This is a genomic window from Nostoc sp. DSM 114161 (assembly GCF_052692665.1).
The window spans coordinates 2,341,430-2,358,674 of record NZ_CP195141.1; the positions used below are offsets into that span (position 1 = coordinate 2,341,430).

The following is a 17,245-nucleotide window of genomic DNA, read 5'->3' on the forward strand; positions in this document are numbered from 1 at the left end:
TTGGCATTGAATAAGAATTAGCGATTTTTAGATAGGAAAGTCACGACGCTTGAGCAGAGAAAGCAGTGCGATCCCTTCAGCTAAGAGTTTATCAACAGCACCTTCCTGGCGATCGATAACGCAGAGTGCGTAATCAATTTCAGCCCCAAGTTGACGAAGTTGATGAGCTGAGACGACGATTTGACCGCCAGAAGTGACTACATCTTCTACAATCAGCACTTTCCGATTATTAATCTGTGCACCTTCCGCTAATCGGGAAGTACCATATTTTTTCGCCTCTTTTCTCACGAAAGCAGTAGGTAGACCAGAGTATTGCGATAATAGTGTAACTATTGAAATGCCACCAAGTTCCAGACCTGCAAGTACTTCGATATCACTTGGAATGAGAGTAACCATCTGCCTAACAATAGCATTAAGTAAAATTGGATCTGCCTCGAACTGATACTTATCAAAGTATTCGTTTGATATTCGTCCAGAACGAAGTTTAAAAGATCCAGTCAGATGCGAAACCGCATAAATTTGCTTTGCTAGTTCGCTTTTACTTATTTCGATTTCAACTTTTTTGTTGAAAGCTTCCATGTATTCAACCTTGGTTTAAAGACTTTACTATATCCAATTCAGCAGCTTGATATTTATCGAGTTAATAACTGTCTTCTAGCAAACCAACTGAACAATAAAACGGTTGTTGCTTACTGAAAACAATTTATGATAAGTTCCTATTTAAATAAAATACGGCAATTCAGTCAGTTTACTGTATTTTATTTGATAACTCAATCTCTTCACCCATGCCATACATGATTAAAGCTGTACTTTTTGACCTTGACGATACGCTTATCAATCATGACGCTGCAATTAGAAGTGCTGCTGGTGCATTGTTCAATAATCTTATATCCAATAGAGAAAATGATTGTCAGGCGTTCGTAGAACGGTGGATATCTTTAAACCGAGAATGGTATAAAAAGTTCTATGCAAAAGAAGTAACTTTTCAAGAATCAGCTAGAGGAAAACTGCGAGAAGCATTTTTGCCATACGGTTATGAGTTCTCAGATACGATTGCTGACACTTTGTTATCGGAGTATTGGGAACGGTATGTAAGCATGTGCGTGTTGTTTAATGATGTCGATGAGTGCTTTAGGCAGTTAGAACAATGGAAGGTTGGAGTATTAACAAATGGTCAAGAGAATCAGCAACTAGAAAAACTCAGACGATGTGGTATTCTCTCTGTTTTAGATTTGGTTGTGACTTCAGAAGCGGCGGGATTTCCTAAACCTGCGCCTGAGATTTTCCTCCATGCTTGCAACAAAATGGGAATACAGCCAAGAGAAATTATGTATGTTGGAGATAATTTAGAACTAGATGCGATTGCAGCTAGGAATGCTGGATTATTAGGAGTCTGGTTTGACCGTCATCACACAGATTCTCTGGACTCTCCTAGCGATGTCAAACGAATCAATCGACTTACTCAAATATACGAAGTTGTACAACAGAACTTGTGAAATTTTGTAGTTAAACTCGCAGCAACAACAATCCATTTGTTAAAGCTTCATCCCACAAAGGCGATTTCTGTATTTCTGACATAGAAAGGGGTGAATTTATCGGTTCATCGCCATCACTTAAGAAAGATTGCTGTGGCTGTAAAGATAATTGCCAGTAACCTACATCATGCCACTTACCAAATTTAAACCCGACTCGATGAAAAACTCCTACAGGTACAAAACCAACAGCTTCATGTACAGCCACACTGGGTTCATTGGGTAAAGCGATCGCAGCCACAACGTTATAAAATCCTTGCAGTTGGAGTAACTTAAACAGTGTCGTATACAAGGCTTTGGCAACTCCTTTGCGGCGATGGTTCTCACCGACGTACACAGATGATTCTACAGACCATTGGTAAGCCGCACGGGTACGATAAGGGCTAGCATAAGCGTAGCCTGCAAGTTCGCCATTAATTTCGCAAACTAACCAAGGCATCTTTTGTAGATAGCTCTGAATCCGATTTTGAAACTCCGTTTCGCTGGGTGCTTCTAATTCAAAGGAAATTATAGTTTTCTGAACAATCGGTGCATAAATTAAGAGCATTTGTGATGCATCGTTTTCTTCAGCTAGTCTGATTATCGCCTTCACTGCAATACTTCTGTTTTTTGAGTCATTCAATAGCTTGCTTCCTAAAAACAATTTGTGATAAGTTGCTATTTAGATAAAATACAGTAAATCAATCAATTTACCGTACTTTGTCTCATAACTCAATCTCCAAACCCTTGCCTAACATGGAGTACTGGGTGCAGAGATAAACGAAGCACACCAGTACTCTTTGAGTAGGAATTTGGAATCAAGTTTGCCATGCAAATTCAAACTGTTGGTATTTTAAGTCCTGGCGACATGGGGCAGGCGATCGCTGCCGTACTCAATCAACATGGATTGAAAACCATTGCTGCTTTAGATGACCGAAGCGATCGCACTCGACAATTAGCCGCCGCAGCTAACATTCAAGATGTCGGTTCGCTCAAACAATTGGTCATTGAATCCGATGTGGTGTTGTCAGTGCTAGTTCCCGCCGCCGCCACAGAGGCAGCCCAAGAAGTAGCCCAAGCAATAGCCAGCGTTGGTAAGAGTATTTTATATGTTGATGCCAACGCGATCGCACCCGAAAAGGTCAGAAGTATTGCCGAAATAATTGAATCAAACGGCGGGCAATTTGTCGATGCATCAATTATTGGCCCGCCTCCACGGATTCCCAATCGCACCCGCATCTATGCATCAGGAAAACAGGCCATTGAACTCGAACAATTGCGAGATTATGGATTAGATGTGCGGGTAATTGGCGATGAAATTGGTCAAGCTTCTGGGTTAAAAATGTGCTATGCAGCACTGACAAAAGGATTAACAGCGATCGGTACAGAATTGCTGATTGCAGCCCATCGCTTAGGTTTAGACCAACAACTGTGGGAAGAAGTATCTACTAGCCAACCCGAACTAGCAAAAATACTTACTCGCTCCCTACCATCCATGACACCAAAAGCACATCGTTGGGTGGGAGAAATGGAAGAGATTGCAGATACATTTCAAGCCTTAGATTTAACCGAACGCATTTTTCAAGGTGCAGCCGATGTTTATCGGTTAGTAAAAGAAACATCTTTGGGTAGGGAAACGCCGGAAGAGAACGATCGCGATCGTCCACTACCAGACATAATTACTACCCTTTCCCAAGAAACGTTGACTGTTGATGGTTGAGTGTTAACCGTCAACAGTCAACAAGCCAGCCTTTAGGCCTTAAACGTCAACACCGGACTCAACCGCGCCACAACATCAACCATTCCTGCTTCAACCTGGACATCAATTACAGACTGAATCGGTTTGTAAGCGGCTGGTGCTTCTTCAATGCGCCGTTCTTCACGCAATGTGATGCAGTCTACTCCTGTTAATCCCAATTCTGCTTCACTTTCGGATGCACCTCTGCGATTGAGGTCAAAGCGAGAACGAATTCTTCCCGCGCCGTGTGAAGCAGAATTACAAAATGCTGGGTTACCTCTGCCCACCATTAAATAAGAATAATCACCCATTGAACCAGGAACGATCGCTGGTTGCCCTGTATGGGCCGGACAAGCGCCCTTTCGCGTTACCCATCCTCGACCTTCTGGCAAAGTGATGTTGTGCGGTAAATCATAAACTAGAGGTGCTTCCACATCTTTGTATACTTCTCGCAAACGCAGACGTAGTAGTTCTGCCAACAGTAAGCGATTGACAAAGCCATAGTTAGCGGCTGTTGCTTCAGCTTGGAGGTAATTCGCAACTAGTTCGGGATGAGAAGAAGTTGAAAGGGGAAAAATCTGAGAATCGGGGTATTTCAAACCTTTTTGCCAAGCGGCTTTGGCTTTATCTCGCCACATTCCCCCGATGTACTTGCCCACATTTCGAGAACCAGAGTGAATCATAAAGGCCAGTTGTCCCTCGCGCACTCCCCAAGCGTGGGCAAGTGTGCGATTTTCGACTTTATCAACTCGCTGCACTTCTACAAAATGATTGCCGCCGCCAATGGTTGCCAGTCCGCCATCGCGTACTAGTCCAGCATCGGGAACCAATTCTTCAGGCGCAAGTTTCCAGTTACCATCCATCGAACCACCTAAGAAGATGGCATCGCTTTCTTTGGCAAGTTGTTGCAAATCAGACTTAACTACACTCCCCGTAGGCCGATCTAACATTGCATCTAACCAACCGGGAACTCCGTGCTGAAATAACGCTTGCATTGCTTGAGCAGTCATCGTTACATCACGCGTACCGAAGAAGTAATCGCCCTTCATACGTTCTACAAATTGGTCGCGCTTGGCGAGAAATTGCTCAATTGTCAAATCAGCTACATGTAAGCGCATTCCACAATTGATGTCAGAACCGACAGCACTAGGAATTACTTGACCTACAGTTTCTATGACTGAACCAATGGCTACCCCTGCATCACCAGGATGGAAATCAGGCGTAGCACAGGCACGACACACGCATCCACCAGACGGGTGGCTAACACTTGCTAAATTCGCTAACTGCTTGAGTGCCTTAGCTTCTACGGGGAAGCCTTCGGGCAGTAGTACTTCTGCTACAGGAACATCAGGAGAATTTGCTAGACGGACAGAATAAGTCTGATTATTATAAGTTACATCCAAACCCTGCCGCCCTAAAGCACGCAGGAGACGTTTTAAATTTTTTGGCTGCATGAAAACTCCAAAATCGAGTCTTAAAAAAGACCCTTTGTTGTGAAGAGGTAAGGAGACTTGGGTTCAGCAGCCACGTCTCAAGTGATGGGGGTTATTTTCCCGGAATTGTGGGGAAAACAACGGATATATCAACTTAATAGCACACAGTTTCATCTGGTGACAAGTTTTTGTAGCATATTGTATTTTTGAAACTTTGAAAAATCTCTAGACTCTCCAGCCAGCTGGAGAGTCTAGGATAAATTCAAGGCGATTCCTCAGCCAGAAATCAGAAATTTCTGGGGTGTAAGTATACGTCGTCCCAGTCATCCAGCTTGGCGTGGCGAGGTTGTTCATTTTATCCCGTAAATCTATGACATTCCAACTCACAGTTCCTAACATGGCTTGTTCTGCTTGTGCAAACACCATCACCAAAGCACTTCAGGCTGTCGATGCCAATGCTAGCGTTGAGGCCGATCCAACAACCAAGCTTGTCAGCGTAGAAACTCAAGCATCAGAAACAGCGATTAAGGAAGCGTTAGCTGCTGCTGGCTATCCAGTCGCGTAAACGGGGGCTCGGGAGATGGGGAGATGGGGAGGTGGGGAGCAGAGGAGCAGGGGAGCAGAGGAGAGTTTTTGTACAAGTTCTTTCTCCTCTGCCCCTCCGCACCTCTGCCCCTCCGCCTCTTCTGCCCCATGCCCCATGCCTCATGCCCAATTCCCAATTTCCAATATGGATACTCTCACACTCAAACTTCGAGGTATGAGCTGCGCCGCTTGTGCCAATAATGTCGAAAAGGCGATTCGTTCGGTTCGTGGGGTGATTGACTGCAACGTTAACTTTGGAGCTGAACAAGCCACCATCAATTACGATCGCTCTCTCACCAATTTAGAACAAATCCAAAGTGCGATCGCTGCTGCGGGTTACTCTTCCTACTCACTCTCCGAAGAAATCCTGTCTCAAGAAGATGATGCCGAGATAGCAACTAGACAAGCAAAACAACGCGAACTCTTTCTCAAAGTAACGGTGGGAGGTGCGATCGGCAGTTTCCTGTTTTTGGGATCGCTGCCAATGATGATTGGGGTAAATTTGCCCATAATTCCCAGTTTCCTGGGAAATCCTTGGCTACAGCTAGTGCTGACAACACCTGTCGTGTTTTGGTGTGGTGGAGCTTTTTACCGCAATGGTTGGAAAGCTTTTAAGCGTCATACAGCGACGATGGACACGCTGATTGCTTTGGGCACAAGTGCGGCGTATCTCTATTCTTTATTTATTACCGTTTTCCCTGGATTTTTTATTGCTCAGGGTTTGGTTCCTCATGTTTATTATGAAGTTGCTGCCATTGTCATTACCTTAATTTTGCTGGGGCGATTATTGGAAAATCGCGCTAAAGGACAAACTTCTGAAGCTATCCGCAAACTTATGGGACTCCAAGCTAGAGATGCTAGAGTCATCCGTAACGGTGTGGAAGTTGACGTTCCCATTGCGGAAGTCAAAATCAACGATGTGATTTTGGTACGTCCTGGAGAAAAGATTCCTGTAGATGGCGAAATCATTGCAGGGGTTTCTACGGTAGATGAAGCGATGGTGACTGGTGAAAGTTTGCCAGTCAAAAAGCAACCAGGAGATGAAGTGATTGGGGCAACGATAAACGGTGCGGGTGCATTTCAGTTTCGGGCAACACGAGTGGGAAGAGATACGTTTTTGGCTCAAATCGTCAAATTAGTGCAACAAGCGCAAGGTTCTAAAGCACCAATTCAGCGATTGGCGGATCGGGTAACGGGATGGTTTGTACCAGCTGTGATTGCCATTGCGATCGCCACTTTTATCATTTGGTTTAGCTTCACAGGCAACCTCACCTTAGCAACCATGACAACGGTAGGTGTATTGATTATCGCTTGCCCTTGTGCTTTGGGTTTGGCGACTCCGACTTCTGTCATGGTGGGAACTGGCAAAGGTGCAGAAAACGGCATTTTGATTAAAGGTGCAGACAGTTTAGAACTAGCACACAAAATTCAAACCATTGTTTTAGATAAAACTGGTACTTTAACTGTGGGTAAACCTACAGTTACAGATTTTGTCACTGTTAACGGCACAGCTAATGGTAACGAACTCAAGATTTTACAGTTAGCAGCAACAGTAGAACGAAATTCTGAACATCCTCTAGCCTCAGCAGTTGTTAGGTATGCCGAATCTCAAGAGGTGAGTTTAACAGAGGCTAACAACTTTCAAGCAATTGCAGGTAGCGGCGTGCAAGCAATTGTTAGCGATCGCTTGGTGCAAATTGGTACCCAACGTTGGTTAACAGAACTTGGAATTAATACTACAACTCTCCAACAGTATAAAGATACATGGGAAGCTGCGGGAAAAACAGTTATTTTGATTGCCATCGATGGCGAAATAGAAGCAGTAATGGGTATTGCCGATGCCCTCAAACCTTCATCCGCAGCAGCCGTGAAAGCACTGCAAAAGCTGGGTTTAGAAGTAGTAATGCTTACCGGAGATAATCAGAAAACTGCGGAGGCGATCGCCCAGCAAGTTGGCATCACACGAGTATTTGCCGAAGTCCGTCCAGATCGAAAAGCGGCGATTATTCAATCTCTGCAAGAAAAGATAGAAAAATTCCCTAATTCAAAATCCAAAATCCAAAATCGTTCGACTGAGCGTAGCCGAAGTCTAAAATCTAAAATTGTGGCAATGGTTGGTGATGGTATCAATGATGCCCCAGCGCTAGCACAGGCTGATGTGGGAATTGCCATCGGTACGGGAACAGATGTGGCGATCGCTGCTAGCGATATCACGCTTATTTCTGGAGATTTACAAGGAATTGTGACGGCAATTCAACTTAGCCGCGCTACTATCAACAATATTAGGCAAAATCTCTTTTTTGCTTTTATTTACAACGTTATCGGCATTCCTGTTGCAGCTGGAATTCTCTTCCCAATCTTCGGTTGGTTACTCAATCCTATTATCGCCGGAGCCGCAATGGCACTTTCTTCAGTTTCTGTTGTCAGCAACGCCTTAAGATTGCGTAACTTTCAACCAAAAACTATCTGATAAATTCTAAAGGAGTTGAGCAAATGTTCAGCAAAAAAATGCTTTGGGGAAGTTTGGCTAGTTTAGTCCTTTTGAGTGGAACATCAACCGTAGCCTTAGGAGAAATGCCAGTGCATTCAGAGCAAAATAGCCGATTTCAGCACATAGAGCAACCTTTGGGCTTGAAAGTTGGTGTGGCGATCGCTGGTTTAGCTTTAATCGGATTAGAGTTATGGTGGTTTCTTTTCTATGTAGCTGACGAAAGCGATTGCCCGTGAATATCTCCTCAAATACGACTCATCCACTCGTCAAACCACAGTGATAGAAAATCAATATTTTTGGTAAAAAATATTGTCTCGTCACGATATCACTGATTCCGGCGGACGTAGCTCACCCCATCAAGCCAGATGGCACTGTTGGGATCTTTAGGATCGGTAATCAAGATCCGGCGTTCACTGGAACCATCATCGTAATTGATGTACAGCGTCAGCCCTTCAACGCGATAGCTGCCGCGCTGATTAGGATCTACACTGCTTGTAACTACAGATGAGTCACCACCCTCTACGCGTCCACCTGCACCTTGACCGCGCACTACTCGGCCATCCGGCCAGAAACGATAGTCTTTCCAGACTGCGATCGCATCGTTACCACCAATCGCCACGTTACCCGTTCCAGATAGCGAACGAAATAACCCATTCAGCTTGAAGTTATTGGGCAGTTTTGGATATGTTGTTTGAAAACCTAAAGGTTCCCAGCCATCCTTTTGAGCAATTTGCAATTTGCTACCCTGTTTGCGCCAACGTGTCCAATCTTTGGGGTTCGCTTGTTTGTGGGCTGCAAGTCCGCCTGGGAAAGAAAGTCCTTCAACGTCGGTCAGTGCATCACCATTACGAAACAGAACAATCGGGTAAACATCAAGACCCACAAAGCCACCAATGCCGATACTTGAGCGATAATTAAAGCCGAAACTATCAATTTGTGCTAAAGTTGCTGCATTTTTTCCCGAAGCTACATTTGCAGGTTTTTGGGAAGGTGATTGTCCAGTTTTTTTAGGCGTTTTCGGCAGATTATTTACCGCCGTGATAATTTCTGGCGATATCTTGGCGAACTGTGCATCAGGTAGCTGTGACATTGTAACGGCCGCAACACACCCATCAATATTAGGTTGTTGTTTTGCAATCTCTTGAGTAATCGATGACAAAGCCTGGTCTAGTTGCTGCTTTTGGGTGGGGTATCGGTCAAACTCACGCAATCGCGAGCGGATTTGAGTAACGCCATTCTCCGTTTCCCATGCCTCAACTTTGGCGGTTTGGCTAGGGCTGAAACCCTGACCTTGCTTACATTTGGTAGCAAAATAGTCGAAAGTCATCACCGTCAAAGCGGCTCGTATGAACGCCTGACTCGTAATATCTGTGTTTTGTGCGTAAGCAGCCTGCACCCCAATCAGTGAAGCTACCAGAGTCATTGCCATAGCATTTACGCGCATACTACATTTCCGTATTCTGAAACTATCGCTTGAGTTAAACGGCACTAGATATATGGCAATCCTAAATGAGATCCAAAAAATCTGTTTCCCCTTCCCTCTCTTGAAGAATCAGTTTGCAAATCAAATAGGATGGCTATAGCAGTAATGATTACATCACGTAGAGAAGCAGTAAATACAGTTTAATAGTACTTATCAAAGAAAGGCAGAGGGCAGGTGCGATTCACTCACAACGAATCCCACCTGCCCTGTGCCTCCTGCCTTCTGCCTTCTTCAATTACCTATATCTTCATTCCAAAGTTCGGGGTTAGTTTCAATAAATTCACTCATAATTTGTTCGCATTCGTCAAGATTGAGATCGATTACTTCTACACCGTGAGATATCATAAAATCTTTGGCACCAGGAAAAGTTCTGGATTCTCCGGCAATAACTTTTTTAATGCCAAATTGTACCACTGCCCCAGCGCATAAATAGCACGGCATTAAGGTTGAATATAGTGTAGTACCTCTATAGTTACCAACTCTGCCAGCATTGCGGAGACAATCAATTTCGGCATGGGTAACAGGATCGCCATCTTGGACGCGTTTATTGTGTCCTCTGCCGAGAATTTTGCCATCCTTAACGAGAACCGAACCGATAGGAATTCCACCTTCTTGTCTGCCTTGTTTTGCTTCTTGAATTGCAGCCTGCATAAACTCATCCATTTTTTTTATTCTCCTTAAATATGTCAAAACAACTCGTATTAATGGATCATGATGGCGGTGTAGATGATTATTTAGCAACTATGCTGCTGTTGACAATGGATAATATCGAACTTCTCGGTGTTGTTGTCACCCCAGCCGATTGTTATATTCAACCAGCCGTTAGCGCCACACGGAAAATTCTCGATTTGATGGGATTTTCTCATATTCCGGTGGCAGAAAGTACTGTGCGTGGTATCAATCCGTTTCCCAGTCTCTATCGCCGCGATTCCTTTATTGTTGACCATTTACCCATTCTCAATCAAAGCGAAACCATCACTACGCCTTTAGTGGCCGAACCAGGACAAGATTTTATGATTCAGGTGTTACGTAAAGCATCAGACCCCGTAACCTTGATGGTAACCGGGCCGTTGACGACGGTTGCAGTCGCATTGGAGAAAGCACCAGATATTGAAGCCAAAATTCAGAAAATTGTTTGGATGGGAGGTGCTTTGAATGTTCCTGGTAATGTAGAAAAAAGTTTGGAACCAGGACAAGATGGTTCTGCTGAATGGAATGTTTATTGGGATTCAATTTCAGCAGCGCAAGTTTGGAAAACCCAAATTGAAATTATTATGTGTCCTTTGGATTTGACGAATAATGTTCCAGTAACATCAGAATTAGTGCAAAAAATGGGGCGACAACGGGACTATCCTATTTCCGATTTAGCAGGACAATGTTATGCATTAGTTATTCCCCAAGATTATTATTTTTGGGATGTTTTAGCAACGGCTTATTTGGGACATCCAGAATTTTATCAATTGCGCGAATGGGAAACTGAAATTATCACCACTGGTCTGAGTCAGGGACGTACTAAAGTTGTGTCTGGTGGGCGGAAGATTTATGCAATGGATAAAGTAGATAAAGATGCTTTTTATGCTTATATATTGGAGCAATGGGCGAGGTGAAAAACAGAAAAATTCGGTGGCGTGGATACTCAAGCTTGTGCCTGTACAACAAAATCCTCAACCTGTCTAATTCGATCCCAATTAATGGTAGCAACCCATAACTTCTCTTCTTCGGAGAACTGCACCACTCCATCAACTTCTAAATCTTCACTATATAGCGTTAGCAACTGCCCATTCTGTAACTCAATACTTTGATTTGCCAAGTCTTCAATCGTACCAATACAGTTTAAACGCAAACGCCCTTCAGCATCAGCATTGTGAAAATCTGCAAAAACTCTAGGATTAATCATTGCTAGGTGTCCTAAATTATTACTGCTTTGCTGGATTAAGAACAGTTGGTGTAAGGAGTTGACTGACTTGCTGTGGGCTTAAGCCCGTTAATGTTGCATGATTAGCACTTTTACCAGATGTTCGGATGACATCACCACCTGCTTGGCGAACCTCGCCAACTGTTGTTACACCAATTTGCCCATGAGGAATAGTCAATGCCAACTCTGCTAATGACAATCCTACTGCACATTCCACAGAAATCCCTGTTATGCCGCTGGGATGAGTACCTATTCCACGTCGAATATCCTCTGCACGATTACGCCCTCCCCGAACTACCAATGCTTCATCTGGAATTTTTGTCACAAGTGTAGTGTTTTTAATTAAAAATTAATAATTGATAAACTTTAAACCTAAAAACAAAGCTGCTACAGTTCCAGACACGGAAATTTCACCTTGAATAATTTTCTCTAAAACTGATTCTATGGGAATTAATATAATCTCAATTTCTTCTGTAATATCAAGTTGTTGCTCTTTAACCTTGATTACATTTTTCGCTAAAAATAAATGTATTTGATTGGTGTCTTTGCTTGGCTTATCGTATAAAATTCCTATCTTTTTCAATTCTTGAGCAATATAACCAGTTTCTTCTGTAAATTCTCTCATTGCTGCGATTTCAGGACTCTCTTTTGTAGGATCGAAACTCCCTGCGGGCAGTTCTATGAAAAATTCACCGACGGCGTGTCTGTATTGCCGGACGAAAATAATTTCTCGACTACTGGTAATAGGTAAAACCATCGCCACATCAGGCTTAATACTGACAAAATAATCATCAATAATTTTTCCATTGGGCAATTCTATTTCGTCTTGCCTTACCTTACACCAGTAACGATCTAAGACCATTTTTGATTTCAAAATTTTCCATTTCTTTAAGTTGCTCATAAATTAACTAACAAAACGAATCATACAGTCAATGTAAAAAAGTATAACGGATACGTCCGATAATCTAAATTTTGAACTTACACTGGCTTTTGCTTTAACATAATACGCTCTATATTTATGCAAATAAATGTAAATTTATTTACAGTTAATAAGAGATTCCCGTTGACTATCAGTCGGGGGACAACAGCACAGACTACGAATGTCTGGGTGAAAATTTCACAAGATGGTATCGAAGGCTGGGGTGAGGCGTCGCCGTTCGGTGTGGGTAATCATCGGCAATCAACTGATACAATTAAAGACGCCTTAGAGCAAGTTATACCACTGCTGCAACCGTTCAGTCCGTTACAGCGGCAGGAAATTGAGCAAGTGTTAACCCAAAACCAAGCTCCTTCTGCTGTAAAAGCAGCTTTGGATATAGCAATGCACGACTGGCTTGGTAAAAGGGTTGGGTTACCTTTATGGCAAATTTGGGGACTCGATCGCCACGCCATTGTACCAACTTCCCTGACAATTGGTATTAGTTCGCCAGAAGGTGCGATCGCCAGAGCCAAAGACTGGTTAAACTTTACTGATGTTCGTCTTTTCAAAGTCAAGCTGGGTAGTCCAGATGGCATAGAAGCAGACCAAAAAATGCTCCTAGCAGTACAACAAGCAGCACCAGAACCAGAATTTTTCGTCGATGCTAACGGTGGCTGGAGTTTAGAAGATGCGATCGCCATGTGCCATTGGCTGGCTGATTTAGGTATAAAGTATGTAGAACAGCCATTGCCACGGGGACAAGAAACAAGTTTGGCAAAACTCAAGGAAAACTCGCCTCTTCCTATCTTTGTCGATGAAAGTTGTTTTACAAGTTCTGATATTCCCCACCTAGCAAACTACGTCGATGGGATAAATATTAAACTGATGAAATCAGGGGGACTAACTGAGGCAATGCGAATGGTACATGTAGCCAAAGCCTATGGATTACAAGTAATGTTCGGTTGCTATTCTGATAGTTCCTTAGCCAATACAGCAGCAGCACAGCTAGCACCACTAGCTGATTATTTAGATTTAGACAGTCACCTTAACTTAATTGATGACCCATTTACGGGTGCATTGTTAAAACAAGGGAGAGTTTTGCCGAACGATTTACCAGGTTTGGGGGTACAACACAGTGCGTTTGCCACTTAATCAACGAGTAGCTATCTTACTTCATGAGGGAATTACCGGGACTCAAGGTAAAACAGGGCTAGCAATTTTACGTTATAGTGAAGCTCCAATTGTCGCAGTTGTCGATCGCGACTCCGCTGGTAAATCCTTACCGCAATTAACAGGTATCAACCGTGATGTACCAATTGTGCCATCTGTAGTCGCCGCACTGGAGTACAAGCCAGAAATCTTAGTAATTGGCATAGCGCCAGGAGGCGGCGCCGTACCAGATGATTATTGGCTGGAAATCAAAGAGGCTTTACAAGCTGGAATGTCCTTGGTGAATGGTTTACATACAGCAATGGCAAATATGCCAGATTTAAATGCACTGCTCAAACCAGGACAACTCATTTGGGATGTGCGGAAAGAACCGTCTAATATACCTATTGCCAGTGGCATGGCACGGACTCTCCCCTGTCGGCGAGTATTGACTGTGGGAACCGACATGGCGATCGGTAAGATGTCAACCAGCCTGGAGTTACATCGGGTGTCAAAACTGCGGGGATGGAGTTCTAAATTCTTAGCCACAGGTCAAACTGGTGTGATGTTAGAAGGCGATGGCGTACCTTTGGATGCTGTGCGCGTAGACTTTGCCGCCGGTGCTGTGGAACAATTGGTCATGCGCTATGGCAAAAGCTACGATATCTTGCACATTGAAGGACAAGGTTCGCTGCTACATCCTGGTTCCACCGCAACTTTACCCTTGATTCGTGGTTCCCAACCAACCGAACTAGTATTGGCACATCGAGCCGGACAAGTTCATATCCGCAATCATCCCCATGTAGTGATTCCACCTTTACGTAAGGTAATCCAGCTTTATGAAAGCGTCGCCAGTGCCGGCGGTGCCTTTGGTACTGTACATGTGGTGGGTATCGCTTTAAACACAGCCCATCTAGATGAATTTGCGGCAAATGAAGCGATCGCTCAAGTCACAGCAGAAACGGGGCTACCTTGCACCGATGTTGTCCGTTTTGATGCGAATGTGCTTTTGGATGCAGTGATGAAGAATTAAAGCAGGGGGGCAGGGGGAGCAGGGGGAGCAGGGGAGCAGGGGAGCAGAGGGGCAGAAAGGCAGGGGAGAAGGATTGACGCTTTTTCTCCAAAATCAACAATATGCAAGTTAAATGCGTATTAGCTTACAACAATCACCCACTTAACCAGAACTTACGCACTCAGATCCCCCAACCTCCCCTGCCTCCCCTGCTCCCCCTGCCCCCCTGCCCCTCTGCTCCCCTGCTGTCTAAATGTGCAAATTACGTGCTTAACAGCTTATTCTGTGGGACAGCAGTTGAGCAATTTGCTGATTAATAGTTGCAACATCAAAACGTTGACTAGCAGTAATTCTGGCATTCTTCGCTATAGTTGCAGTTATTTCTGTCTCTTGAAGACAGGTAATAATCGCTTGTGCAAGTTGCTGGGGTTCTTCTGGTGCCACCAGAAAACCATTCAGTCCGTGTTCTACTAATTCCATTGCACCACCATCTTTTGCTGCAATTACAGGTTTTTCGCATAGCATCGCCTCAACAATCACTCTACCAAAAGGCTCTGGAGAGGTGGAGGTGTGTGCTACTAAGTCACAAGCTGCCATTAATTTGGGAATATCCGAACGAAAACCTAAAAATTTGACGCGATTTTCTAGCCCCAATTTAGCAACTTGTTGGTGTAACTGTTGGACGTAATTTTGTTCGCCAAATAATGCATCGCCGACTAAAATTGCTATTACCTGTGGCGGACATTGAGCAAGGGCATCAATTAAAATATGTTGCCCTTTCCAAGGTGCAAGTCGGCTAAAATGTCCAATTACAAATTTTCCTTGTAATTCTAAATTTTGCTGCAATTTCTTGATGTCGGATTCATCAGTATAATAATTTTTTGGTTCAAAGCCGTTATAAACAACTTCAACGATATCTCTGCATCCCCCTGCTTCGATAAAAGCTGTTTTACTAGCTTGAGAATTAGCAATTATTAATGATGCAAAAGAATTAGCAAGGTTGACGGCTATCTGAAGATTAATTTGGCTAAAGTGTTCTGTAGAAAGAATATCATGTAAATGATAAACCAGAGGGCGACGACTAAAAAAACTCGCTATTGCTCCTACAACTAATGCCTTTTGGGTGTTGGCATAGATTAAATCGTATTCACGCGCTTTTTTAACTACCTTAATAATTAAAGGTATAAGTTGTCCTAAACTATTTAAACCCTGGAGCAAACCGCTTTCTTTGCGAACTGCGATCGCCTCATTTCTCAAAACTTCTACCGGAATATTATTTTGCTGTAGTAACTCTTTAAATGAACCATCAGCAAATAAAGCTACCAAAGAATCATGCCGATACGGTTTAGCAATATCTATTAAACACAATTCTGCACCGCCTGGTTTACCACTTTGGTCTAAAAAAAGAATTTTCATAAAACCTTTATTTCGTCAGATACTTCTATTCATGATGCACCTATTTTGGATAAAGACGCGATGAATCGCGTCTCTACAAAATTGTCTATTGGTGGAATTATCTTTTAAAAATCAATTATCAATTCTATTGTAATAAAATATTTCGTACTCGCTGGGCGATTTGATTCCAATCATAATGTGTGGTGGCGTACTGGCGACAGGCTTCTCGTGAAGGAATGGGAATATTTCCTAGTAGTATCTCTTCTAATTTTTCTGCAATAGCTGATGCTTCGATGGAAGTAGTAATTAAATCAGGTGAAAAGTCTGTTAAAATTTCTGGCATTCCGCCTACGGGAGTACATAAAACTGGAGTGCCAGAAGCTAGAGATTCAACTATTACTAATCCAAATCCTTCAAAAGATTGACTAGGGACTACAGTTAATTCAGCAGCTTGATAAGCTATCGGCAATTGTTCATCAGGTAGAAAACCTAAAAATTTGACGTTATCTTCTAATCCTAATTCTGTAGCCTGTTGTTCTAGTGATGCTTGGATGTGACCGCGGCCGGCGATCGCTACCCAAATATCTGGTATTCTGGGTTTAATTATGGCGATCGCTTGTAATAATTTATCAACTCCAGTACGATTTACCAAACGGCGTGATGTAAATAGAATTCGACGATTATTAGGCCAGCCTAATTGTCTACAAGCTTCTTGGGGTGATAAATTAGGTTGAAACCAATTAATATCAACTCCCCCAGGAATAACATTAATTTTGCTCCACGGTACTTGATATTTTTGATGTAAAATATTGCCAAAAGCTTTGCTGAGAACGATAAAGCGATCGCAACGATTATAAGTAGTTTGTTCTATCAGCCAATACTTGATTAAAAGACTGAGATTTTTATTAACCACTTCCTGCTTACTTTCAAAAGCCCAAGGCCCATGAAAGTTAAAAGTCACAGGTACTTTTTTTGGCAAAATATCTAAAATAGGAAAACTATATAATGCAAAGTGCAGATTAATTGCATCTGGTTTACTTGTTCTGGTTTTCTGGAAGTTTCTGCGAATAGACCATAACCTTTGACAAATATTAGTATCAACAGCAGCTAAGTTAGTCAGCTTAATTGGGTAATTGAGTTCAGTTTCAGGTAATCCAACTCCGCATAATTCAATTTCGTCTTGATTTGCTGCTAATTTATGAGTTAGTTCGTAAATATACCTTTCCAATCCTCCGGGACTTTTAGGAAACCAGCCTAGTCCCAAAGTAAGAATAGATGCAGATGTTGAAGTAAAATTTTCTTTTTGATGCTTCACGAATGTTTCTCCTATAAATGTATTAAAAAATATACAGATTATCAATAATAGTTTTTTAGAGAACACCACTTTATAAACTATTTATATCTTCACGTCAACAAGTAATTAAAACCTGTGTTTTAGTTAACTTTAGAATACCGAAAATGATAAATATAATACCAGTTATTAAAAAAAAGCTGAATCCCAGACAGTGAAAGGCTAAAGCCACGATAAATTAATAATTGTTTTCAAAATATGTATTAATATTTACTATTTTGCAACATTAAACCAGTAAATATTAATACCTTGAATGTATTTTT

General features: G+C 42.7%; 18 protein-coding genes. 8 read left to right on the forward strand and 10 right to left on the reverse strand.

From position 1 onward, the window contains the following. Positions 1–27: 27 nt before the first annotated feature. Positions 28–579, reverse strand: coding sequence for an orotate phosphoribosyltransferase (pyrE, locus tag NSTC745_RS09940; RefSeq protein WP_445637006.1), 552 nt, complete (start codon positions 577–579; stop codon positions 28–30). Between the two features lie 215 nt (positions 580–794). Here pyrE and NSTC745_RS09945 point away from each other — a divergent pair, with 215 nt between their 5' ends. Further along, a complete protein-coding gene (locus tag NSTC745_RS09945) occupies positions 795–1,496 on the forward strand; it encodes an HAD family hydrolase (RefSeq protein WP_445637007.1) in 702 nt (233 codons plus the stop codon). Between the two features lie 10 nt (positions 1,497–1,506). On the opposite strand, the gene NSTC745_RS09950 is transcribed toward NSTC745_RS09945, so the two are convergent. Continuing rightward, positions 1,507–2,124, reverse strand: coding sequence for an arsinothricin resistance N-acetyltransferase ArsN1 family B (locus NSTC745_RS09950; protein ID WP_445637008.1), 618 nt, complete (start codon positions 2,122–2,124; stop codon positions 1,507–1,509). Positions 2,125–2,340: 216 nt separating this feature from the next. Here NSTC745_RS09950 and NSTC745_RS09955 point away from each other — a divergent pair, with 216 nt between their 5' ends. Continuing rightward, a complete protein-coding gene (locus NSTC745_RS09955) occupies positions 2,341–3,231 on the forward strand; it encodes a DUF1932 domain-containing protein (protein WP_445637009.1) in 891 nt (296 codons plus the stop codon). Positions 3,232–3,263: 32 nt separating this feature from the next. Here NSTC745_RS09955 and NSTC745_RS09960 read toward each other — a convergent pair whose 3' ends face one another. Then, a complete protein-coding gene (locus tag NSTC745_RS09960) occupies positions 3,264–4,703 on the reverse strand; it encodes an RtcB family protein (RefSeq protein ID WP_445637010.1) in 1,440 nt (479 codons plus the stop codon). A gap of 349 nt (positions 4,704–5,052) precedes the next feature. Between NSTC745_RS09960 and NSTC745_RS09965 the strand changes: the two genes are divergently transcribed. The 3 genes from NSTC745_RS09965 (at position 5,053) to NSTC745_RS09975 (ending at position 7,994) form a co-directional block, all read left to right on the forward strand. Further along, positions 5,053–5,247 carry a heavy-metal-associated domain-containing protein gene (locus NSTC745_RS09965; protein ID WP_099071202.1) on the forward strand — a complete coding sequence of 65 codons (195 nt, stop codon included), beginning with the start codon at positions 5,053–5,055 and terminating at the stop codon, positions 5,245–5,247. 165 nt (positions 5,248–5,412) lie between these two features. Then, a complete protein-coding gene (locus NSTC745_RS09970) occupies positions 5,413–7,737 on the forward strand; it encodes a heavy metal translocating P-type ATPase (protein ID WP_445637011.1) in 2,325 nt (774 codons plus the stop codon). A gap of 23 nt (positions 7,738–7,760) precedes the next feature. Next, the gene (locus NSTC745_RS09975) at positions 7,761–7,994 is read left to right on the forward strand and encodes a hypothetical protein (RefSeq protein ID WP_445637012.1); all 234 of its coding nucleotides are present in this window, start codon (positions 7,761–7,763) and stop codon (positions 7,992–7,994) included. An 89-nt stretch (positions 7,995–8,083) separates the two neighbouring features. Here the strand turns inward: NSTC745_RS09975 and NSTC745_RS09980 are convergent, their stop codons facing one another. Continuing rightward, the gene (locus NSTC745_RS09980; RefSeq protein WP_445637013.1) at positions 8,084–9,202 is read right to left on the reverse strand and encodes a hypothetical protein; all 1,119 of its coding nucleotides are present in this window, start codon (positions 9,200–9,202) and stop codon (positions 8,084–8,086) included. Positions 9,203–9,472: 270 nt separating this feature from the next. After that, positions 9,473–9,904, reverse strand: coding sequence for a nucleoside deaminase (locus tag NSTC745_RS09985; protein WP_445637014.1), 432 nt, complete (start codon positions 9,902–9,904; stop codon positions 9,473–9,475). A 20-nt stretch (positions 9,905–9,924) separates the two neighbouring features. Here NSTC745_RS09985 and NSTC745_RS09990 point away from each other — a divergent pair, with 20 nt between their 5' ends. After that, positions 9,925–10,848, forward strand: a complete 924-nt coding sequence (locus NSTC745_RS09990) for a nucleoside hydrolase (RefSeq protein ID WP_445637015.1) — start codon at positions 9,925–9,927, stop codon at positions 10,846–10,848. A 29-nt stretch (positions 10,849–10,877) separates the two neighbouring features. On the opposite strand, the gene NSTC745_RS09995 is transcribed toward NSTC745_RS09990, so the two are convergent. From NSTC745_RS09995 to NSTC745_RS10005, 3 genes are read right to left on the reverse strand one after another with little or no spacing between them, the layout of a single operon-like run. Beyond that, positions 10,878–11,138 (reverse strand): hypothetical protein, encoded by a 261-nt coding sequence (locus tag NSTC745_RS09995; RefSeq protein WP_445637016.1) that lies wholly within the window; start codon positions 11,136–11,138, stop codon positions 10,878–10,880. 19 nt (positions 11,139–11,157) lie between these two features. Next, a complete protein-coding gene (locus NSTC745_RS10000) occupies positions 11,158–11,481 on the reverse strand; it encodes a flavoredoxin (RefSeq protein ID WP_445637017.1) in 324 nt (107 codons plus the stop codon). 24 nt (positions 11,482–11,505) lie between these two features. Continuing rightward, entirely contained in the window at positions 11,506–12,057 is a 552-nt protein-coding gene (locus NSTC745_RS10005; RefSeq protein WP_445637018.1) for an NUDIX hydrolase, read from the reverse strand. Between the two features lie 117 nt (positions 12,058–12,174). On the opposite strand from NSTC745_RS10005, the gene NSTC745_RS10010 reads away from it, so the two are divergent. Then, positions 12,175–13,227, forward strand: coding sequence for a dipeptide epimerase (locus NSTC745_RS10010; protein ID WP_445637019.1), 1,053 nt, complete (start codon positions 12,175–12,177; stop codon positions 13,225–13,227). Continuing rightward, positions 13,211–14,257 (forward strand): DUF1611 domain-containing protein, encoded by a 1,047-nt coding sequence (locus tag NSTC745_RS10015; protein WP_445637020.1) that lies wholly within the window; start codon positions 13,211–13,213, stop codon positions 14,255–14,257. Before NSTC745_RS10010 ends, NSTC745_RS10015 begins: the two co-directional genes overlap by 17 nt. A 249-nt stretch (positions 14,258–14,506) precedes the next feature. Here NSTC745_RS10015 and NSTC745_RS10020 read toward each other — a convergent pair whose 3' ends face one another. Beyond that, positions 14,507–15,652, reverse strand: a complete 1,146-nt coding sequence (locus NSTC745_RS10020; RefSeq protein ID WP_445637021.1) for a glycosyltransferase family 4 protein — start codon at positions 15,650–15,652, stop codon at positions 14,507–14,509. A gap of 124 nt (positions 15,653–15,776) precedes the next feature. Further along, positions 15,777–16,946: a glycosyltransferase family 4 protein gene (locus NSTC745_RS10025; RefSeq protein ID WP_445637022.1), complete on the reverse strand. Its 1,170-nt coding sequence runs from the start codon at positions 16,944–16,946 to the stop codon at positions 15,777–15,779. Positions 16,947–17,245: the final 299 nt, after the last annotated feature.